The following is a 20,554-nucleotide window of genomic DNA, read 5'->3' as shown; positions in this document are numbered from 1 at the left end:
AAAGTCTTTGGTTCAAATTTTACCGATCAGTCCGGTCCCCCATCGAGTTGTAATAAAACTGCAATGATTTTGATCCCCTCCACGTCGGCATTGTAGGCTAGGTCTAACGCATTCGTGGCCTTTCAACCGGGTTGTTTCAACTGGGTCGTTTCAATTTAATGCAAGTCAGTCCTTCTCGTACCAAGTTGCTTCAGGATCGCAGAGGTTTTCTCAATACTCTGACCTCCTGCCAGCAGGACTGTCTAAAGACCCATCAAGTTCGCCTGGTCAGCTTCTCCATTGAAATTCCCACCATCGATCCCCTGGCAGTTCTGCAGCGCTGGCACGACCCAAAGCAGCACTTTTTCTACTGGGAAAAGCCGCAGGAATCCCTAGCGATGGCTGCGATCGCCCCAGAGCTGTTGCTTCAGGTCAATACCCAAAGATTCACGAAAACTCAGCAGTTCCTGGAATCCAGCCTGGATCAAGCCGTCCTGCAAGGACAGCTTGACTGTCCCTTTGCTGGTCCTCATTTTTTCTGCGGATTCACCTTTTTTGAGGCGAAGCACCATCATCCGCCCCTGTTCCCCTCGGGGCTGGTTTTTTTACCCCGCTGGCAACTGGTGTCCTACCAGGGACAGTCCTTACTGGTGGCTAATTTTGCCCTTGAGGCCACCAGCCAGCTGGATCGCCTGGTCGATGCCCTCATGCAGAAACTAGAGCAATTGCAAACCCACGCCCAAGGGTTTCACATTCAGCCCACCCAGGAGACGATTCCCTTTCAGTGCTGCCCCCACACCTCCTCCATTGAGCAATCCATCCAAAAAACCCTTACCCTCATCCAAACTGGGGAACTGCAAAAGTTGGTGCTGGCCCACCCGCTGGATATCACAACCCCAGCGCCCCTCGCCCTGGGCCAAACCTTACACCGACTGCGCCAGCGCTATCCTGAATGCTGCGTGTTTGCCATTGGCAATGGGGAAGGTCAGATCTTTTGGGGAGCGAGCCCTGAGCGGCTGGTCAGCCTGCGCGATCGCCATCTGGTCACCGACGTATTGGCCGGATCGGCCCCGCGCGGTCATTCCATCATTGAGGATATTTCCCTGGGGAAAAAATTGCTCCATAACCAAAAGGATGGTCATGAGCATCAGCTTGTCCTAGAGTTTATCTGCAACCAGCTCCGAACCCTGGGCATGCGCCCCCAAACCTCTTCACCGGCCCATCTGATGCAGCTGGCCAATATTCAGCATCTACGCACCCTGGTTTCGGCAACGGCCCCCTGCCACCTACAGATTCTTGATATTCTAGCAGCGCTGCATCCCACACCAGCAGTGGCGGGCACCCACCGCGATCGCGCCTGCGACTACATTCGGCAATATGAAGCCTTTGATCGACATCTCTATGCCGCCCCCTTAGGCTGGATTAACCATCGGGGAGATGGTGAATTTGCCGTGGGGATTCGCTCAGCCCTCAGCGACGGCTGTCATACCCGGCTTTATGCAGGCGCTGGAATTGTGGCTGGGTCCGAGCCTCAAAAAGAGCTGGCTGAGGTGGAGCTAAAGCTGCGCACGCTGCTAGAGGCTCTGGTGTGACGCGTCAGACGGCTAAGATCCTTCATGCCCATTGACTTTAGCAATTGCAATACTCTCTGGGCCTCTGTTCTGGTGGAAACCTTGGTCCGCTTGGGCCTCAAGATGGCGGTCATCTCGCCAGGATCGCGCTCTGCGCCCCTGGCGATGGCCTTTGCTCAGCATCCTCAGCTGCAAACCCTCCCCATTTTAGATGAGCGTTCCGCAGGCTTTTTTGCCCTGGGTCACGGGCGTCGCCGCGGTCTGCCCGGAGTTCTAGTCTGCACCTCAGGCACCGCCGGGGCCAACTTTTATCCAGCCCTGATTGAAGCCCGTGAAAGCCGGGTGCCGCTGTTGATTCTCACCGCCGATCGTCCTCCCGAGCTGCGCCATTGCCATGCCGGTCAGGCCATTGACCAACTTAAATTATTTGCCGACTACCCGGTCTGGCAAGCAGAGCTGGCAGTTCCCAACCCTGATCACCTGACCTATCTCAGACAAACCCTGATTCACGCCTGGCAAAAATGTCAGTGGCCTGTGCCCGGTCCGGTGCATTTAAACTGTCCCTTTCGAGATCCCTTGGTTCCCACCCCTGAGGCCCAGATCCAGGCTCTCCAACATCAATGGTCTGATCAAGACTTTTTTCAGCAGGTGGATCCCCCCCGATTTCCCCACCTTCAACTCTCAGCGGATCAACTGCCCTGGCAAACCTGGCGGGCCTGTGATCGAGGCTTGATCATCGCCGGTCCTGCCCAACCACGCGATCCTGCCCTCTACTGCGCCGCGATCGCCGCTCTGGCCCAACAGCTGCAGTGGCCGGTCCTGGCCGAGGGACTCTCGCCGCTGCGCAACCATGCCCCGATCAATCCCTGTTTGATCTCCACCTATGCGATCGCCCTGAGAAATCCGGACCTGCGCGCCTCCCTGCAACCAGAGCAGGTGATTCGCATAGGTGAACTTCCCACTTGCAAAGAACTGCGCCAGTGGCTGGCTCCTCTAGAGATTCCGCAATGGGTCATCGACCCCAGCGATCAAAATCTCGATGCCACCCATGGGTCAACGGTCCATCTGCGCATCGAGATTAGCGCCCTCCCTCAACCCAGCCCAGATTTACCACGTTCGCGGGCTCACCAGCCTGAATTTCTCCAGCGGTGGCTGCGTTTAGACCAGCGCATCAGCCGGTCCATTGCCCAGACCATGCACCAGGAAAACGGCCTGAGAGAGAGTAAAATTCCTTGGATATTGGCCCACCATCTGCCGCCCCAAACCCCGCTGTTCATCAGTAACAGCACCCCAGTTCGGGAGGTGGAATGGGTCTGGCCCCAAACCAACTCCAAGATTCAACCCTATTTCAATCGCGGGGCAAACGGGATTGATGGCATCCTGTCCACGGCCCTGGGTCTAGCCTATGGAGATCGACCTGCGGTGCTTTTGACCGGAGATCTGGCCTTTCTCCATGACATCAACGGACTGCTGCAGGGACCCCGCTGGACCGGTCACCTCAGCATCGTGTTAATCAACAATCAGGGCGGCGGTATCTTTGGCCTGCTGCCCATTGCCCAGTTTAATCCCCCCTTTGAGGAGTTTTTTGCCACGCCCCAGCGGGTCAATTTTGCAGCCCTTTGTCAAGCCTACGGAGCGCAATATCAGTTCGTGACAAGCTGGGAGGAACTAGTGACCTTGATTAATCCACTGCCACCCACTGGGATCCGAGTCTTAGAGCTGCACTGCGATCGCGCTCAAGACGCCCGCTGGCGACAAGATCAATTTTCCCGCTGGATGCAGCCCCCCTCAACCCCATAGCCTGCAATTCCGGCTAAGGCCTATCTCCTTGCAAAATCGACGAGAGGTCCGATCACAGCAATGCGGCTAACCGCTTCCGAATCTCCTCAACACGGCTGCGATTTGCCCCCAGATCAGACTGACCTAAACGCGAGGCAGAACGAACTTGAATTCCGGAACGTTGCCCGTCGAGATAGAATTCCACATCATCCACGAATCCCATCAACGCCGTCGTAAATTCCACATACAGGTAATCCGCCCTCGCCTCAATCACCTGGGTGCGAGGCATGGCCTCAACCACCGTGCGCAGACGTGCGATCGCCTCCGATGCCTCACCGGGGACCTCTAGGGGATCAATCCCATGGGCTGCATCCGTCTCATAGCTACAGACGCAGTTTGGCGAGTTCGGGCAGGGCTTGAGCCGACCATCCTGCACCCCTAAATCCCGTGGGCGCTGTCCAGATAACGACAGTAAGGGCATCACTCACCTCAACAAACAGCCAGCTACCATCTTACCGGTTCAGCCAAAAGAGCACTAGCCCGATCGAGCCAGATTAAAAAACTTGGTTTGCTTGGGTTCAAAAAGCAGCTTGACGGTTCCCACGGGTCCATTGCGATGCTTCGCTAAAATTAGCTCGCAGACCCCCCGGTCAGGACTATCGGGATTATAGTACTCATCCCGATAGAGCAGCACAATTAAATCTGCATCCTGCTCAATAGCCCCACTCTCGCGCAGATCCGACATCATGGGCCGCTTCACCTGGCGCGATTCCACACTCCGACTCAGCTGGGAAAGCGCCACCACAGGCACATTGAGCTCCCGTGCCAGTCCCTTCAAGGCGCGCGTAATTTTTGCTAGCTCCTGGACGCGGCCATCGTTATCGCTGCCCCCCATCAGCTGTAAATAATCGAGCAAAATCATGCCTAAGCCGCCGGGCAGTTCCGACTGGAGCCGGCGAGCACTAGAGCGCAGGTCCGTAATCGTAGGATTGGGGGTATCGTCAATGTAAATTGAGAGTTGGGAGAGGGTCCCAATGGCTCGACTCAGCGGCTCCCACTGGTTTTGATTGATGCGTCCCGCCCGCAGATAATTACTGTCAATCCCGGATTCGCTCGCTAACAGCCGCTGAACTAGCTGCTCCTTAGACATCTCCAGACTAAAGATGGCTACGCCCAGGCTATGAATCTCCGCAATATTGCGCGCAATCTGCACCGACAGGGCCGTCTTTCCCATGGAGGGACGTCCGGCCACAATGATCAGATCCGATCGCTGGAACCCTTGGGTCATGGCGTCCAAATCGTAGAAGTTGCAGGATAGACCCGGCAGCACCTTTCCCAGCGATCGCTGTTCAAGATCGGCAAAGGTCGAGGTTAAGATATCCTCCGTCGCCGTTAACCCCTGACGGGTCCGATCCTGAGTCACCGAGAAGATGCGCTGCTCACTTTGATCCAGAATGGCTTCTAAGGGCTGAGAGGTATCATGGGCCAATTCCGAGACTTCGCTAGCCGATTGAATCAGTTTGCGCCGCAGGTACTTATCCTTGACCAAGGCCGCATAGCGATCAATATTGACCGCGCTCACCGTGCGATCTAAAAGCTGGGCCAGCTTCCCCTGACCGCCCGATTTTTCAAGTCGGCCGCGATCTTGAAGCCAGGCCGTCACGCACATGATATCGGTAGGACTTCCCTGAGCATGGAGAGCCAGAGCCGCCCGGTAGATTTCCTGATGGGCCGCCAGGTAAAAGGCCTCCGGGCGCAGAACATCCGCAATCCGGCCAATGGCTTCGGGATCCAGCATAATCCCGCCCAAAATCGATTCTTCCGCCTCCACATTTTGGGGAGGCAACCGTTCAGCAACAGATTGGAAGTCAAGTTCGTACACAGTCTAAGCCTTCCGAGGGCAACCACACACCGACATCTTGCACCCTAAGAATCGGCAACTGCCTACTCTTCCGCAACAACCTCCAAGTTCACCGCCGCCACCACCTCTGCGTGCAGCTTCAGGGTGGCTGAGTAGGTCCCCAACTTACGAATCTCCGGAAGATCAATCGATCGGCGATCCACCTCAACCCCAGCTTTTGACTGGATTAATTCCGCCACATCGCTCGAAGTGACGCTGCCAAAAAGGGTATCTTCCTCACCCGCCTTGCGAGCAATCTGCAGGGTGCCCACTTGCTCAATGGTTTCCTTTTGCTTCAGGGCTTCCTGCCGCAGGGCTTCCTGTCGCTTACGCTCTTCCTCGCGGCGACGCTCTGCCAATTTCAACACGCCTGGTGTGGCATGGTAGGCCAGCCCCTTCGGCAGCAGATAGTTTCGTGCATAGCCGGGGGCCACCTCAACAACCTCTCCTACCGTTCCAAGCTTGCGAATATTTTCGTTTAAAACTAGCTGAACCCGTTTTGCCATGACCTCAGTTACCCAATCAATATTTTTTAGTCACCCCTATTGAAATTTTCTGATGCGTCAATACCTTCAGCACAGAACGTTCCAGTCTGGGGCAAGCCTGGTTTCTTTCAGAGCATCTTATTGTATCGGAGAGGGACGACCCTAGGCAAACATCATTTCGCGTTGGGGTACCAGAACATCCCCTTGATCCCCTCTGGATCAGGGGTAAAGCCGAGTTCACTGTAGAAACTCACCACGTGGGGATCGGCAAAGAGGGTGATATTGCTGATATCCTCCCGCCGCAGCTCTCGAATCATCTGCTGCATCAGCGCCTTCCCTAACCCCCGACCTTGAAACTTCGGATGAACCACCACATCCCAAATGGTGGCGTTAAAGGCATGATCCGAGGTGGCGCGAGAAAAGCCAATCAAGCGACGACTAGTTCCTCGCTCCTCCCACATGGACATCACCAGAAAGCTGTGCTGTATCGCCTTACGAACTTTTCTGAGGGGCCGCCTTGACCAACCCACCGCGTCACAGAGTTCCTCAAGTTCGTAAAGGTCTAGGGCGCGATCCTTGCTAAAAACAATGCGACGTTCTGAGGTCCCGTTGCGTTGATCAGCCTCGGTGGGGGACGACTGCGAAGGTGACTCCAAGGGAATCACGGTGGAAGCCGATGGCGATGAATTAAAGATACTTTTCCAGAAGCTCATGAAAAGTGGTTCAGATAAAGTCAGCAGAGGCGCTGAGCCATCAACAAGGCAACCATATCTTAACAGATCTTGACACTCAGCAGTCCCAGCCAGATCTGGCAAAATTCATGCTTCTCGGCAACACAGATCATCTGTCTAAGCGGCAATCTTGGATATCCCTGACGTCACACTTCCTGGGGATACAAACTGAGTTCGTTGGCATATTCGCGATCCTGGGCGAGGGCAGCGGCCGCCTCAGCAGTGCTGGACTCAGCCTCTCGAACCACCAGGCGATGGCAGGGGATGCGATCGGAGAGAATGGAGCTGGCCATCATTCCCGTGTGAATTTCCAGAAGCGCCTGAGAGCTGGCCTCAAACAGAAGGCGCTGCCCTGGAAACACGACCCGCTCGAAATACCAGTTTTGAATATTGGTAATCCGAGCCACCTGCACCTTACTCGTTGAATTCACATAGCAGCAAACCACGGTATCTGCATCGATAGCCGGCAAGGGATCGAGGATATTAGACATTGTTAAACAGGAGTTCTTATGGCGAAGTCCTGTTTAACCTATCACCCTCTGATCCCCGGAACTGTCAAGGAGGTTACATTCACCGCAGAGAGGGGACCGTAGGGGGAAGCTGCGGTGGCAGACCCAGACCGGACAAGGGACGGAACCGACTGACGAATCTCAGAAACCAGAGCCGAGGTTTTGACATCGTAGATCTGCGTGAGCAGCTTGGGATACAGCCCTACGCCAATGATGGGAACCAAAAGGCAGGCAATGATAAAAATCTCCCGAGGTTCAGCGTCAATGAGAGCCTCCGCCTCAGTTAATTCTTTATTTTCCGCTCCATAGAAAATCTCACGCAGCATGGAGAGTAGATAAATGGGGGTGAGAATGACGCCAACGGCTGCCAGCAGAACCACAATCACCTTAAAAGGAAGGGAGTAGGCATCACTGGTGGAAAAGCCCACAAAGACCATTAACTCTGCCACAAAGCCGCTCATTCCCGGCAATGCCAGGGAAGCCAGGGAGCAAACGGTAAACATTGCAAAAATTTTCGGCATCTTCTGACCGACTCCACCCATTTCTTCCAAAATCAAGGTGTGGGTCCGGTCATAGGTTGCTCCCACCAGGAAAAATAGGCTCGCCCCGATCAGGCCGTGGGAAATCATCTGAAGCACCGCCCCGCTCACGCCCAAGTCCGTATAGGCAGCAATCCCAATCAGGACAAAGCCCATGTGGGAAATTGAGGAATAGGCAATTTTTCGTTTTAGGTTGCGCTGGGCATAGGAGGTCAGGGCGGCATAGATGATATTAACCACACCCAGAATCACCAGGGCTGGAGCAAAATAGGCGTGGGCATCGGGCAGCATCTCCACATTCATCCGCAGCAGCGCGTAGCCGCCCATTTTCAGCAAAATCCCCGCTAGGAGCATATGCACTGGCGCGGTGGCTTCTCCATGGGCATCAGGTAACCAGGTGTGGAGAGGCACAATCGGCAGCTTGACAGCGTAGGCAATGAGGAAACCCGCATAAACCAGCAGCTGAAAGGTGAGCGTGTAGTCTTTCACCGCCAGCGATCGCATGTCAAAGGTCACTTGATCCCCATAAAACGCCATAGCCAGGGCCGCGACCAGGATAAATAGGGAGCTACCAGCGGTGTAGAGGATAAACTTTGTAGCCGCGTACAGGCGCTTATAGCCTCCCCAAATCGAGAGCAGCAAATAGACCGGAATCAGCTCCAACTCCCAGGCCAGAAAGAACACCAGCAGATCCTGCACTGCAAATACAGCAATTTGACCGCCGTACATCGCCAACAGCAGAAAATAAAACAGCTTGGGCTTCATGGTGACGGGCCAGGAGGCTAGGATTGCCAAGGTGGTCACAAAGCCCGTGAGCAAAATCAGGGGCATGGACAATCCGTCTGCCCCCACGGACCACTGCAGCCCTATCTGGGGAATCCAGTTATAGCGCTCCACCAGCTGCAGGTCAGGCAGAGAGGGATCGTAGTAGTGGTAAAACGCAAAGACGATGAGGGCAAAGTCAATCAGCCCTACCGTTAGGGCGTACCAACGAATGGGACGCCCCTTACCCTTGGGATCCGGAATAAAGGGAATCGCAGCCGACGCAACGAGGGGAAAAAAGATAATCGTCGTCAACCATGGAAATTCGGCGAGATTCATGAATGGAATATGTCAGTAGTGTGGGCAGGACAGAATTCACGTGCCAGGAGAGCCCAGCGGACCTTCACAAAAGCGCCGGCCAAGAACCATAGGCAAAGGACTAATCACTGGAAATCCCCCGGCTCCCCCAAATCACTCTCCATTGTGATCAAGCAAACTGAAGACGGCGCTATTTCTTCAAGGTTCGTTTGAGATTTAGCATATTTCTTAACAAACTGACTTCCCCGTTGCACAGACGGCAAGGGGAACGCGGACGAAACCTAGGCAGCGATGACCACAAACCCGAGCACAGCTAAGAACACAATCAGAGCGTAGAACTGGGCACGGCCATTTTCAAAATATTTCAGCCCTTCGCCAGAAATCATGGTGACAAAACCGGTCAGGTTCACCGCCCCATCGACCACGTTGTAGTCCACCTCTAGTACCTGGCGAGCCAAGCGGCGGGTGCCTCGCACAAAGACGCGCTCATAGATATCGTCGAAATACCACTTGTTCAGGGACAGATCGTAGAGGGGCTTCACTCGCTCCGCAATGGCTTTGGGGTCAACCCGCTGGCTTAAGTACATCAGTGAGGCTAGCGTAATGCCAATTAATGAGATGCCCACCGACCCCCCAGCCATGGGCAAAAATTCAGACCACTCAAACTCTGCGGCCAGCTCTGCCACGGAGGCGGCTTCCTCGGTGGGGGAGAAGATAAACGCTTCAAAGTAGTTGTTAAAGGGCGCGCCTACAAAGCCAATCAGGGCGGAGGGAACCGCCAAAATCAGCAGAGGCAGCGTCATGCTCAAGGGAGACTCATGGGGATCACCCGGGGCATGACCCGGATCGTGGGCCGCAGGCGCTTGGGCTGCGGAAAATTCAGCCAAACGGTCCGGATCGTGGCCGCGAAACCCCCCTTCAAAGGTCATAAAGTACATGCGAAACATATAGAAGGCCGTGATCCCAGCCGTGGCCCAACCAATCAACCAGAGCAGGGGATTGGCGGCAAAGGCGGCTCCCAGGATTTCATCCTTAGACCAGAATCCCGCAAAGGGTGGAATTCCGGCGATCGCTAAACAGCCCACCAAAAATGTCAGAGCCGTAATGGGCATGTAGCGTCGCAGCCCTCCCATCAAGCGCATGTCTTGGGATAGGGCCGGATTGTGCCCCACGGCAGGCTCCATTCCGTGGATCACCGATCCCGATCCTAAAAACAGCATGGCCTTGAAATAGGCGTGGGTCATCAGATGAAATAAGCCAGCGGTGTAGGCCCCAATGCCCATGGCCATGACCATATAGCCCAGCTGGGACATGGTGGAGTAAGCCAGGCCTTTCTTGATGTCATTTTGGGTGATGGCAATTGAGGCTCCTAGAAAGGCTGTAAAGGCTCCAGTCCAGGCAATAATTTGCATTGCAGCCGGAATTCCCGTAAAGACTGGGAACATACGCGCAATTAAGAAAACCCCCGCCGCAACCATCGTGGCCGCATGGATCAGGGCCGAAATCGGGGTGGGGCCTTCCATGGCATCGGGAAGCCAGACATGCAGGGGGAACTGGGCGGACTTTGCCACCGGACCTAAAAACACCAGCACCGCCAGCAGCGCCACCACAGCGCCCGAAATCGCACCGGCTTGGGACAAACTGGAGAGGCGATCGCCAATGACCTGAAAATCAAAGCTGCCCGTGGCCCAAAACAGCCCCAGAATTCCAAGCAGTAAACCAAAGTCACCCACCCGGTTGGTCACAAATGCTTTCTGGGCCGCGTTTGCCGCAGACTTGCGGTCGTACCAAAACCCCACCAGCAGGTAGGAGCACATGCCCACGAGCTCCCAAAAAATATAGACCTGGACCAGATTTGGACTGATCACTAAACCCAGCATGGAGGAGCTAAACAGGCTCAAATAGGCATAAAACCGGACATAACCTGGATCGTGGGACATGTAACCATCGGTGTAAATCATCACCAGCAGAGCCACGGTGGTCACCACCACCAACATCAGGGCGCTGAGATGATCAATGGTATATCCCATGGACAGATGAAAGCTTCCGGCTGCCGCCCACTCAAAGGTTTGGATGAAGGGAGCATGACCCTGGAGCTGGCTCCACAAAAGGCCAAAGGAAAGGGCCATGGCTGCACCTAACAAGGTAACCACCCCAAAGGAGCTCAGCCGCCGCAAAGAGTTGGTCCATTGATTAAAGGAGATGAGTCCCATCCCCACAAGCATGGCACCCATCAGAGGGAGAACGGGAATCAGCCAAGCGTATTGATATAACGGTTCCATGACATCCGATTAACTGAAGAGGTCCGCGAACAAGAGATTAAGAGTTGTAGGCTACTCCCAAAGCACAGAGCGGCAGGCCAAGGAAGGGATGCCCTGCCGACAAGCGTTTTTCCAGCGGTTGTAGCATTTTAAAGCAGTAGAAATCAAGCCATTATCGGGCCACTAGACCCAGACAGTTCACTAACTCAGCCAGACTGGCTTGGATATGATGGCGATCGCCCAAGAGATCTTGTCGGTAGACGAGCTCTCCCTGAACGAACAAAAACAGGGCGGGAATACTCTTGAGCTGATAGAGACGCGCCAGGGACAGATTTTCGTCAGCATTAATTTTTACAAGCTTTAAGGCGGGAGCGCTAGTGGCATGAAACTGTTGTAGCATTGGCTCCACTATTCGACAAAGGCCGCACCAAGGCGCCCAAAAGCTTACCAAAACAGGCATGGAAGCGTTGATCACTTCCTCCCGGAAATTTTGTTCACCGACTGCAGCTTGCATTTATTAAGTTAATTTTTGAGGATTTATTTAAAGGCGCAGCTTGCGCTCGTACAAAATATGCTACCAGGGTTACTCCCATGGGATCACCCCTCCTCCGGCTGACTGCAATTTTTTTTTGATCCCCGCAGGCGAATGAGGCTGAAGATCGCCCGGCTGGTCTCTAGACATTCGCCTGGGAGGCAGCGGCCACCAGATGGGGATGAATCCACCAAAACAGTCCCACAAACAGCGCAACGCCCAGATAGGCCGGACGCAAAAACTCCCCCCACTGCAGGGACTGTTTCCCCTGCACAATGGCCCAGAAGGGCACTATTGAAGTCCTGGCTTTAACCTGCGTAAAGGCCTCTCCATAGCGAGCGGCCAGTCGGCGATCGCCGTGCCAGGAAGCAAACAGGTGATACCCCACCAGTCCCAAGCAGGTCGCCAGGGTAAAGGTTGTGCCAATCCAGAGGGCATGGGCCACACACCAGATCACCTGCCCTACCATTTGGGGATGGCGGGTAATCCGAATGATCCCCGTCTCATAGAGATGAACCTGGGGGCGTTGAATAGCCGCAACTTCCAGCAGATTGAACGTCGCTGGATAGAGGAACAGAAACGATAGCGCCGACAGCCCCCAAACCAGGGACTCTACCCAGGGATAGGGCTGGATCTGCCACAGCTGCACCCCGTCGTAACGATGGCGAATAAAGTAAACAATCAGCAGAGCCGCCATGGGGATGCTCAACAGGGCAAAGCCCACCCGATAAAGGCGCGCGCCCAAAACCTTTTCGGCCCGGACGCGCAGAGAGGCCAAACCGCTATGGATGCAGGCAAACAAAACCAAAAGCGCCAGCATTTTAAAGTGCGAAGGCGCCAGCCACCCTGGGGCATCTACTCCAAAACCAGTCATCCAAAGGGTCCATAATGCAGCCCTCCCATCATAAGGCCTGATCAGACCGCTGGAGAATGAAGCAGCCCTGGGTTTCAGGAGCTAGGCGCTTGCCCAGGCGGGGGATCGCGTCAGGCGGATTTGGGCCAGGGTGAAAATAATCGGGATAATCCGGCCATAGTTGGTTGAAATGGATCGCCATCCCAAATCCAGAATGAGTCCAGCCCACAGCATCCCCCCCAGAACGGTGAAGGCGCTACGGGCTAACCCGTACCGGGCAGTTCCGGCAGCGATCCCCCGTCGTCCAAGCTGCAGGGCCATTTGTTTGGGCAAAACCAAGGCCGCCTTTCCGGCAAGGTGCACAGAACTCCAGTAGACAGCCATCTGCCGAGACACCTGTCGAAGCACCAAAGTCCTGGCCACTGAGCTGAGCGCAATGACGCTTCCTCCCTGTAGGAGAATTCGCAGACTATCCGGATTGCAGCGCAAGGGCAGGGGCTGGGTGGGATCTTTACTCAGAGAGGCCACCACCCGCCCCAGCAATTCGTCCTGGTCAGGTCGCGGAATGTTGCGCCAGTTGCGCTGAATTAAATTTAAAAAGATATCCGCCTCCAGATCTTCCGTACTCAAGGCGGGTGAATATTTGAGCTTCAAATAGCGACAGACGCGCACCAAAACCTGTCGATAGCTGATGCGCTGGGATTCTCCCCGCAGCACCGTAAAGCCGTCAGCGGCCAGAAAGCGAAACCGCCGCTCCACAGCATCCAACCAGGCGCGGCGATCGCCACTGATCACCCGAACGGGATCCGTCCCCCGCACATAGTCCAACGGGTTAAATTTCGGGCGAAATAAGATTTCGGTCAAATCTTGAAGTTCATCGTCATTGGCTAACTCTAAGGCTGTACGTAGCTCATCCATGGATTTCAACCTCAAGACAGGGGGTTAACCAGAGCCTTTATCAAAGTTTAAAAATCTATTGTCTCTTGTCCCGCTCGTTCAGCCGGAGACACTCAACGCGTTGCTCTGGGCTAAGGAGTTGCCGATTAATGCCAAGCCCTTAGGATTGAGACGACTCAGTATTGAGACGACTCAATCATAGCGCGAATGCCTTGCTGCTCCAAGGCCTGAACCATTTCATCGGCCTTGTCCTGCTGCGTAAAGGCTCCCACTTGCAGCATCCGCGATCCTTGATAACTCGACCAAAATGCATCCGGCGCCAGAGCATTGACGGCCTTGGCCTGGTCCGGGGTTTGGGGCGTGACAAAAACGCGATAGCGCCGAATTGAGGAGGCCACGGTCAGCGGCGGCGGCGGCGGCCCCTCCCCTTGGGCTGCACTTTGGGGAAGATTGGCCAGATCCTGCAGCGAGAATACATCCGGCTCCGACGCTCCGACGCGCCCAAGGGGAGCAATATTCGGAACCGGGAGAATGCCCCCTAGATTTACATCAACGGCGGGCAGCGGCGCCTCTAAAACGGTGGAATTCAAGGTGGGCAGGGGCGATCCCGAGGGCGGGGCGGGGAGCGATCCCAAAGACGGTGCGCTAAAGAGATCGGCCGGAGTCGAAGAGGACCGAGCCGACAGGACGGGAACCGGAATTTGAACAGGGCCTTGCAGGGGCCGCACCACGGCATCCCCTGTCGCAGGACTTGCCAGATCTGCGGGGGTGGGTAAGGAGTTTTCAGAGCCTGAGGCTGCGCGCTGGGCAATAGCCGATCCCTGCGGTTGCGCCCCCAGAACCTCATGGCTCGGCAGCGCGGATTCTTCCAGTCCAACCTCTCCTGAGGAGTCAAGCCCTATCGCCCTTGTCAAGTTTTCCGGCTCCGGATCTTCCGCCACTGGGTTTCCTGCGGCCGGAAGTAGCTCCGCCGGGACCTGCGCCACAGGGATTTCCGCGGGGGCAGGCACTTGGTCACGGGTGAGGTAAATATGACCCAGGGCTTTGCCCTGATATACCCGCCGTGTAAACTTCCAGCCCTCGTTAAGCTCAATTTTGACAAACTCTCCCCCTTGGGATTGGGCACGGCCAATTTCCAGGGGCTCCCCCTGCGAGGCCTGTAGGGGTATTCCCCTCAAAACCAGCCCCTCCCCTTGGGGCACAATGGCCAAGCGGTATTTCAGGGCCAGATCTTCTCCCGCCTGACGAATGGAATAACCGTTGCTATCTGTACTGCGGCCACAGATCCCGGTAAAGTCAAACTTTAAAAGCAGCGGCTCAATGAGACCGGACCCCGCCGCATCTTCTGACCAGCAGGGACGAGCATCGGACTGCTGCTCCAGAATCAGCAAATTGCGGCGATTGCCCTGGGGGAGCGTCACGGCGATCGCAATAAACTTGTCTTGGTCCACATCCTGCTGCTCAAATAAGGCAGCCTGAGCGGATTCCCCCACCAGGGTCCCCCCCCAGATCAAGGTGCCAAACAGCAAAATTAGTGAACAACGCAGTGCATTCAACATGATGGACATTAACCTAGGTGAGAAGGAAAGCAATCATGAAACGAGCCTTGCGGGAGCAAGGACGGAGACCTCAAGCCAGGCGGGAGATCCCTGGGCTGATTTAGCCTGCCAGATTGTATCGGATAACGCTCAAAAAAACTCGAAGTTTTCGAGATTTAAACGAGGGGGCCAATCCGCTTTAAACGGACGGACCCCAGGGATCCGTTAGGGATTCTTTTAAGATCTAGATCTCCCAAGGTGGGACCTTGCTTTCCAGGGAATTGTCCTCAAGATTGCCCCATTTCAACCCGTTTCTTTCACCGTTGAGCGCCTATGTTGTTCACCCCTACTGTTTCACCCCTCTCGTTTAAGGAAAGGAGATGACGACCTCCCCCTTGTTTCGCATCCTGGATGCCAACCTTGACCGCGCTCGCGAAGGGCTGAGAGTTATCGAGGAATGGTGCCGTTTTGGTCTGGAGAATGCGGACTGGGCCAAAACCTGCAAGGACTTGCGCCAGGCCCTAGCCCAGCTCCATCAACCCGAATTTCGCGCCGCCCGCGATACCCCAGCGGACGTGGGCACTCAGATCACCCATGCCCAGGAACAACGGCGGGATAACCTGGAAGCCCTGCTGCTGGCTAATTTTGCCCGAATTCAAGAGGCTCTGCGGGTGTTAGAGGAATACGGAAAGTTAGCAGACCCAGAACTGGCCGGTGGCTGCAAAACCTTTCGCTACCAGGTCTACGCCCTTGAGTCCCAGGTGCTGGCAGCCACCGGCAGGTCAGATTCCCCTAAAGCCCTTGGAGCCGGTGCGCGCCAGTCTCGACTGCAACGGCTCCAGGCGGCCCGACTTTACCTGGTTACTTCGCCCCAGAACAACCTTTTCGAAATTGTCGAGTCGGCCCTGCAGGGAGGGGTGCGCCTAGTGCAATATCGAGAGAAGCACCTGCCGGACTGCGATCGCCTAAACCAAGCCATACAGCTGCGCGCCCTGTGTCATCGCTACAAGGCGCTGTTTATCGTGAATGATCGCGTTGATTTGGCCTATGGTGCCGATGCCGATGGCGTTCACCTCGGCCAGCAGGATGTCCCCATGCACCTTGCACGAAGTCTGCTGGGAGCCGACCGCATTGTGGGGCGATCGACCACCAATCCTGAGGAAATGGCCCGCGCGATCCAGGAAGGGGCCGACTACATTGGGGTAGGGCCAATTTTCACAACCCCGACCAAGGCCGGAAAAGCCGCCGTGGGATTTGACTATATCCAGTACGCCCAGGATCATGCCCCCATGCCCTGGTACGCCATAGGGGGGATTAACGCGGCGAATTTACCCCAGGTGCAGGAGGCCGGGGCTCAGCGCGTCGCGGTGGTGCGAGCCATTATGGAAGCCGCGCAACCGGACCAAGTGACGGCTCAGCTCCGGCAACTGCTGGATTCATAGCCCCATTTCCAGTTAAACCACCGCAATCGCCCTGTTTCTCAGAATTTTATGCCTGATTCAGACCCCATAATTCGCATTCAAGTCAATGGCAATTTCCAAGAAGCCAAACTGCATCTCCCCTTGCTGACCTTCCTAGCCGATCAAAACCTTAATCCCCGCTTGATTGCCATTGAGTACAACGGCGAGATTCTGCATCGCCAATTTTGGCCTCAAACTCGCTTAGCCGAGGGCGATCGCCTTGAAATTGTCACGATTGTGGGCGGTGGTTAGCAGCGGCAAGGGGATCGGGGATCTCGACCCGGTGCGCTCCCCCCTTGCAGGGCATCCCGGTACACTGAGAGTAGAGTTTGTTGAATCAAACCAGTTTAATTTAGACTTTGTTCGAAAATTCAAGGTTCACAATCATTGGTTCACCATTCCCGTTGGGTGGAGCCCACCAGGGTAAGGGTTGAACCCTCACAGCTCCCGCAATCGACTGCGCTGCACAATCAACATGGATATGCTGAAAAAATTTTCCCTTAAAACTCTTTTCCGGTCCCTGGTCGCGATCGCTTTGGTTACCGTTCTCTTCGTAGGTCAGGCGTCTCCAGCCTGGGCGGCGCGGAGCGGCGGACGCATCGGTGGCAGTGCCTTTCGGAGTCGTCCCCTTCCCTCTCGCAGCTATAACCGCGCGCCCCAGAGCTATCCCCGTGGGGGGGGATACTACCCCGGCGGCGGCTTTGGATTTCCCTTTCTGCTGCCCTTCTTTGGGTTTGGCGGTGTGGGGAGCCTGTTTTCAATTTTGATTTTTATTGCGATCGCCAATTTTGTTGTTTCGGCCTTTCGCCGCGCCGGGGACGGCGGGTCATTCTTTGAATCTGCGGACAGTTCCTCCAATCCCAGAGTCACCATTGCCGAGCTGCAGGTGGGCGTCCTGGCAGAAGCGCGCCATTTACAGCCGGAGCTCGATCAGCTGGCGCTGCAGGCCAGCACCACCTCAACGACAGGCCTCACCCAATTGCTTCAGGAAAGCACCCTGGCGCTGTTGCGCCACCCTGAATACTGGGCCTACGCAGACCTCAAAACCGAAACCTGCCGATTGACCGAGGCCGAGGCGAAGTTTAATCGCTACGCCCTCACCGAGCGCAGCAAGTTTCAGGCCGAGACCCTCTCCAATGTGGGCGGCAGCCTGAGCGAGCCAAAGCCAGCACAAAATCCCAGCCTCGTGCCCTCGAGCGCTCCCGGAGAATATCTTCTGGTCACCTTGCTGGTGGCAGCCCAGGCTCAATTAGACCTTCCGAATATCCAATCGGCCCCAGACCTGAAAACCGCACTCAAGCAGCTCGGTGGCGTGTCTGAAGATCAAATGCTGGCACTGGAGGTTCTCTGGACTCCTCAGGCCACCGGCGACACGCTTACCTCCGATGATTTGCTGGAAAATTACCCAACTCTGAAGGTTTTGGGTTAGTTGAGTCAGAATTAGGCCCTTAGGCTCCCAAGCCTCTTCATCTTCCCTGAGCTGATTGTTTTAGCCTTTGCAAAGGTCTGGTCAAAAGCCAGACCTTATTTATTTGGCAACCCCGATTGGATTTGCAAAAGAGTTCTGTTCAATATCGCCAGACTTCTGTAGAGTTTGTTAACATTGGCGTACTTTTATGAAAAGGCCTCATTTGAACGGTTATCTCGTCCCCAGTCCATAGAACTTTCCCGGCAAAATCACGTCCTTTAAGCTAAGAAATGTGATTTTACCGTGAATCTAATTTATCTACTGGTATAAGCCCTTAAATTAACTCCATGACAGAAGCAAAAGTCAATTTCGAGGAACGTCCCGATCTATTGGTGGAACAGGCGGACGATGAAATTAACCTTCTGGACATCTTCAAAACATTACGCCGACGTTGGCTTCCCTTCAGCCTGACGGTCACGGCGGTTGTCACCACCACCGCCGTTCTCACCTTTCTGCAAACCCCGATTTTTCAGTCCAAGGGGCAGCTATTAATCGCCAAGACCAACGAGGCCTCTGCACTGACGGGGTTAGCCGATCAACTCAGCGCAGGTCCACTCTCCAACAAAAGTAATCCCATTGAAACCGAAATTCAGGTTCTACTGTCGATTCCGATCCTTGAAAACGTGATTCAAAGCCTGGATCTCAGAACTGAGGGGAATGAGGCCTTAAAAATTGATGCGTTTCGAGGACGAGTCACTGCGTCTGCTGTTGGAGGGACAGATGTGATTGAACTTTCCTATCAAGACCCAGATCCGCAGCTAGCTGCGGACGTTGTGAACACATGGATGCAGTTTTACCTCAAGAATGATATTGAAGTGAATCGGTCTCAAACTCGGGCGGCTCGGCAATTTATCAGCCAGCAAATTCCCCGGGCCGAGCGCCAGCTTTCCCAAGCGGAATCAAGCCTGAGACAGTTTAAGGAGAAGTATAAGGTCGTCGAATTGAGCGGTGAAGCACAAGAAGCCGTGAGGCGTTTGGCTGACCTCAGGGCTGCAATGGTTGAAACCACCGCCCAACTGCAGGTTGCCCAAGAGCGATCGCGTCAGCTACAGTCTAAATTTGGGGGTCTCTCCTCGGATCAGGCGATCGCCGTTGGGAAAATTAGTGAATCTAGAACTATTCAAGCGACACTGGCTGAGGCCAAAAAGATCGAGGACCAGCTGGCGATCGCACGGACAACCTATCAACCCACCCATCCAGCCGTGATCGATCTTGAAAATAAGCTGGCTGCCGTTAACCGCAATTTGGAAGGACGCATTCAGGAAACGGCGGGGAATACCGGTTCGCTAGGTCAAGGGAACTTTGAGCTCGGATCCACCATTGGGCTTGAGCTGATGACTGAACTGGTGAAAGCAGATGTTGAGACCCTGAGCATGCAGGAAAAGCTCACCACCCTTCAAGGCGAATATCAAAACTCCTTGCTACGCTCCAATAATCTGCCGGCCCTAGAACAGCGGCAGTCGGAACTGACGCGGAATTTAGAGGTGGCTCGACAGAGCTACAACACCCTACTAGAGAGTTATCAGAAGGCGCAGCTGGCGGAAAATCAAAATTTGGGCAATGCTCGCGTCATTAACGAGGCCCAGGTTCCCGAACGACCCATCTCCCCCCGAAAGATGATGAATCTGCTGATGGGAGGCGTCCTGGGAATTTTGGGGGGAGCAGGGATTGCCCTCCTGCTTGAATCCAGGGATACCCGGTTACGTAGCATTGCAGATGTTCGGGCGATTTTCCCCTATACGCTCCTGGGGACAGTTCCCCTGTTTCCCGCTCGCAAAGGCAATGTAGGCGATCGCCTGGAGGGGTCAAAGGGTTTATTTGTGCGGGACGACCCCCAGTCCGTTGTCAGCGAAACCTACCGCATGATCAACACCAACCTGAAGTTTTCGCGTTCCGACCGGCTACAGGTTATTGTGGTCTCCAGTAGCGTACCGGGAGAAGGGAAATCAACCACCATCGCAAACCTGGCCCTTGCCATGGCTGAGTTGGGATCTCGAGTGCTGCTCATGGATGCAGATATGCGCCGCCCCTCTCAGCACCAACTTTGGGAGGTGCCGAACCGCTCAGGCCTGAGTAATCTTCTGGTGGAAGCCAATCCACTCCAGTCCCTTCCCTATATTGCCGAGTCTGAGAACCTCCATATTCTCTGCTCGGGATCGCCGCCTCCCAACCCCACGGCCTTGATCGATTCAGACAAAATGCAGCGCTTTATTTCCAATTTGCGATCGGAATATGACTACATTTTGATCGACTCGCCACCCTTAACTGTTAGCTCTGATGGAGTGTTGTTGAGTAATTTAGCAGACGGTCTGATTTTAATTGCCCGTCCAGATATTGCCAATCGACCTGCAACTCAAGCGGTGAAGGACATCGTACGACCCATCCAACAATCTGTTCTCGGGTTAGTCATTAACGGGGTCAACGTGAGGAATGAGTCTGATAGTTATTACTACTACAATGCCTACTACAAAAATGACTACTATGGATCTGATTATCTCCAAAAAGATGAGCAGCTTCAAAAACCAGAAAAATCAACATCGAACTACAATGGTTCGTAACTTCTTAATCAGTTTAAGCAGTGAAAGGAATAGCCGGAAGAACGAATGTCCAGTTAAGTATATATAGCAGTTCCCGGTCGGATAAAGTCTGACAGAAGCCCTGTTGAATAGACATTGCAGTCATGGCAATATTCCTCACCTTTGCAAAAACCACTCATTGGATCCACAAAATATCCCGTAAAATAACAAACTGGATTCATCACCTATTACTCTCAGCTATAGCTGTTCAATATATTCAATTTTATTTTCATAATCACCAAATAAGTTGTACAATCTGAAGCGCCTATAAGCTGAGTTTCCACCCCAGCAGGCCAATGAGACCAAAGTCTTAAAATTAGTAACCGTCCCAGCGGCTTACGCAGCCATCGGGGTTTCAAGGTTACCCAACGGCTGAGGCACGAGTGATGGAGCCTC

At 54.6% G+C, this 20,554-nt stretch carries 17 protein-coding genes; 6 read left to right on the top strand and 11 right to left on the bottom strand.

Annotated features, from left to right (window positions below; translation table 11 throughout):
- Positions 1–158 precede the first annotated feature (158 nt).
- On the top strand, positions 159–1,571 hold the full coding sequence (locus tag QQ91_RS12965; RefSeq protein WP_166282676.1) for an isochorismate synthase: 1,413 nt from the start codon (positions 159–161) through the stop codon (positions 1,569–1,571).
- Between the two features lie 24 nt (positions 1,572–1,595).
- Positions 1,596–3,350: a 2-succinyl-5-enolpyruvyl-6-hydroxy-3-cyclohexene-1-carboxylic-acid synthase gene (menD, locus tag QQ91_RS12960; RefSeq protein ID WP_166282674.1), complete on the top strand. Its 1,755-nt coding sequence runs from the start codon at positions 1,596–1,598 to the stop codon at positions 3,348–3,350.
- 52 nt (positions 3,351–3,402) lie between these two features.
- On the opposite strand, the gene QQ91_RS12955 is transcribed toward menD, so the two are convergent.
- The 11 genes from QQ91_RS12955 to QQ91_RS12905 form a co-directional block, all read right to left on the bottom strand.
- Positions 3,403–3,810: a DUF1499 domain-containing protein gene (locus QQ91_RS12955; RefSeq protein WP_166282672.1), complete on the bottom strand. Its 408-nt coding sequence runs from the start codon at positions 3,808–3,810 to the stop codon at positions 3,403–3,405.
- Between the two features lie 54 nt (positions 3,811–3,864).
- Positions 3,865–5,211, bottom strand: a complete 1,347-nt coding sequence (gene dnaB, locus QQ91_RS12950; RefSeq protein ID WP_166282670.1) for a replicative DNA helicase — start codon at positions 5,209–5,211, stop codon at positions 3,865–3,867.
- 62 nt (positions 5,212–5,273) lie between these two features.
- Positions 5,274–5,735, bottom strand: coding sequence for a 50S ribosomal protein L9 (gene rplI / locus QQ91_RS12945; protein WP_166282668.1), 462 nt, complete (start codon positions 5,733–5,735; stop codon positions 5,274–5,276).
- Between the two features lie 152 nt (positions 5,736–5,887).
- Positions 5,888–6,427: a GNAT family N-acetyltransferase gene (locus QQ91_RS12940; RefSeq protein WP_166282666.1), complete on the bottom strand. Its 540-nt coding sequence runs from the start codon at positions 6,425–6,427 to the stop codon at positions 5,888–5,890.
- Positions 6,428–6,591: 164 nt separating this feature from the next.
- On the bottom strand, positions 6,592–6,936 hold the full coding sequence (locus QQ91_RS12935; protein WP_166282665.1) for a DUF1830 domain-containing protein: 345 nt from the start codon (positions 6,934–6,936) through the stop codon (positions 6,592–6,594).
- Positions 6,937–6,977: 41 nt separating this feature from the next.
- Positions 6,978–8,594 (bottom strand): photosynthetic/respiratory NAD(P)H-quinone oxidoreductase subunit D1, encoded by a 1,617-nt coding sequence (ndhD1, locus tag QQ91_RS12930; RefSeq protein ID WP_166282663.1) that lies wholly within the window; start codon positions 8,592–8,594, stop codon positions 6,978–6,980.
- Positions 8,595–8,854: 260 nt separating this feature from the next.
- Complete coding sequence (locus QQ91_RS12925) at positions 8,855–10,855, bottom strand: NAD(P)H-quinone oxidoreductase subunit 5 (protein ID WP_166282661.1); 2,001 nt, start codon at positions 10,853–10,855, stop codon at positions 8,855–8,857.
- A gap of 151 nt (positions 10,856–11,006) precedes the next feature.
- Positions 11,007–11,348: a thioredoxin family protein gene (locus QQ91_RS12920; protein ID WP_166282659.1), complete on the bottom strand. Its 342-nt coding sequence runs from the start codon at positions 11,346–11,348 to the stop codon at positions 11,007–11,009.
- A 160-nt stretch (positions 11,349–11,508) separates the two neighbouring features.
- Complete coding sequence (locus QQ91_RS12915; protein WP_166282657.1) at positions 11,509–12,240, bottom strand: NnrU family protein; 732 nt, start codon at positions 12,238–12,240, stop codon at positions 11,509–11,511.
- 81 nt (positions 12,241–12,321) lie between these two features.
- A complete protein-coding gene (locus QQ91_RS12910; protein ID WP_166282655.1) occupies positions 12,322–13,137 on the bottom strand; it encodes a YaaW family protein in 816 nt (271 codons plus the stop codon).
- Positions 13,138–13,292: 155 nt separating this feature from the next.
- The gene (locus QQ91_RS12905; RefSeq protein WP_166282653.1) at positions 13,293–14,675 is read right to left on the bottom strand and encodes a DUF3747 domain-containing protein; all 1,383 of its coding nucleotides are present in this window, start codon (positions 14,673–14,675) and stop codon (positions 13,293–13,295) included.
- 359 nt (positions 14,676–15,034) lie between these two features.
- Here QQ91_RS12905 and QQ91_RS12900 point away from each other — a divergent pair, with 359 nt between their 5' ends.
- The 4 genes from QQ91_RS12900 to QQ91_RS12885 all read left to right on the top strand — a co-directional run bounded on the left by QQ91_RS12900 (position 15,035) and on the right by QQ91_RS12885 (position 20,140).
- Positions 15,035–16,096, top strand: coding sequence for a thiamine phosphate synthase (locus QQ91_RS12900; protein WP_166282651.1), 1,062 nt, complete (start codon positions 15,035–15,037; stop codon positions 16,094–16,096).
- A 48-nt stretch (positions 16,097–16,144) separates the two neighbouring features.
- Positions 16,145–16,366, top strand: a complete 222-nt coding sequence (gene thiS / locus QQ91_RS12895) for a sulfur carrier protein ThiS (protein WP_166282649.1) — start codon at positions 16,145–16,147, stop codon at positions 16,364–16,366.
- A 229-nt stretch (positions 16,367–16,595) separates the two neighbouring features.
- Positions 16,596–17,543, top strand: a complete 948-nt coding sequence (locus tag QQ91_RS12890) for a DUF1517 domain-containing protein (protein WP_166282692.1) — start codon at positions 16,596–16,598, stop codon at positions 17,541–17,543.
- 326 nt (positions 17,544–17,869) lie between these two features.
- On the top strand, positions 17,870–20,140 hold the full coding sequence (locus QQ91_RS12885) for a GumC family protein (protein ID WP_166282647.1): 2,271 nt from the start codon (positions 17,870–17,872) through the stop codon (positions 20,138–20,140).
- Positions 20,141–20,554 lie beyond the last annotated feature (414 nt).

Source organism: Lyngbya confervoides BDU141951, assembly GCF_000817775.3.
Lineage (GTDB): Bacteria > Cyanobacteriota > Cyanobacteriia > Thermosynechococcales > Thermosynechococcaceae > Lyngbya > Lyngbya confervoides.
The sequence above is the reverse complement of the archived record's forward strand: the minus strand, read 5'-3'. Positions and strand labels throughout refer to the sequence as shown.

Excerpts from the sequence above, each read along its gene's own strand:
- QQ91_RS12965 (WP_166282676.1), top strand. The coding sequence starts at position 159 with ATGCAAGTCAGTCCTTCTCGTACCAAGTTGCTTCAGGATCGCAGAGGT.
- menD (WP_166282674.1), top strand. The coding sequence starts at position 1,596 with ATGCCCATTGACTTTAGCAATTGCAATACTCTCTGGGCCTCTGTTCTG.
- QQ91_RS12955 (WP_166282672.1), bottom strand. The coding sequence starts at position 3,810 with ATGCCCTTACTGTCGTTATCTGGACAGCGCCCACGGGATTTAGGGGTG.
- rplI (WP_166282668.1), bottom strand. The coding sequence starts at position 5,735 with ATGGCAAAACGGGTTCAGCTAGTTTTAAACGAAAATATTCGCAAGCTT.
- QQ91_RS12940 (WP_166282666.1), bottom strand. The coding sequence starts at position 6,427 with ATGAGCTTCTGGAAAAGTATCTTTAATTCATCGCCATCGGCTTCCACC.
- QQ91_RS12935 (WP_166282665.1), bottom strand. The coding sequence starts at position 6,936 with ATGTCTAATATCCTCGATCCCTTGCCGGCTATCGATGCAGATACCGTG.
- ndhD1 (WP_166282663.1), bottom strand. The coding sequence starts at position 8,594 with ATGAATCTCGCCGAATTTCCATGGTTGACGACGATTATCTTTTTTCCC.
- QQ91_RS12925 (WP_166282661.1), bottom strand. The coding sequence starts at position 10,855 with ATGGAACCGTTATATCAATACGCTTGGCTGATTCCCGTTCTCCCTCTG.
- QQ91_RS12920 (WP_166282659.1), bottom strand. The coding sequence starts at position 11,348 with ATGCAAGCTGCAGTCGGTGAACAAAATTTCCGGGAGGAAGTGATCAAC.
- QQ91_RS12915 (WP_166282657.1), bottom strand. The coding sequence starts at position 12,240 with ATGACTGGTTTTGGAGTAGATGCCCCAGGGTGGCTGGCGCCTTCGCAC.
- QQ91_RS12910 (WP_166282655.1), bottom strand. The coding sequence starts at position 13,137 with ATGGATGAGCTACGTACAGCCTTAGAGTTAGCCAATGACGATGAACTT.
- QQ91_RS12905 (WP_166282653.1), bottom strand. The coding sequence starts at position 14,675 with ATGTTGAATGCACTGCGTTGTTCACTAATTTTGCTGTTTGGCACCTTG.
- QQ91_RS12900 (WP_166282651.1), top strand. The coding sequence starts at position 15,035 with ATGACGACCTCCCCCTTGTTTCGCATCCTGGATGCCAACCTTGACCGC.
- thiS (WP_166282649.1), top strand. The coding sequence starts at position 16,145 with ATGCCTGATTCAGACCCCATAATTCGCATTCAAGTCAATGGCAATTTC.
- QQ91_RS12890 (WP_166282692.1), top strand. The coding sequence starts at position 16,596 with ATGCTGAAAAAATTTTCCCTTAAAACTCTTTTCCGGTCCCTGGTCGCG.
- QQ91_RS12885 (WP_166282647.1), top strand. The coding sequence starts at position 17,870 with ATGACAGAAGCAAAAGTCAATTTCGAGGAACGTCCCGATCTATTGGTG.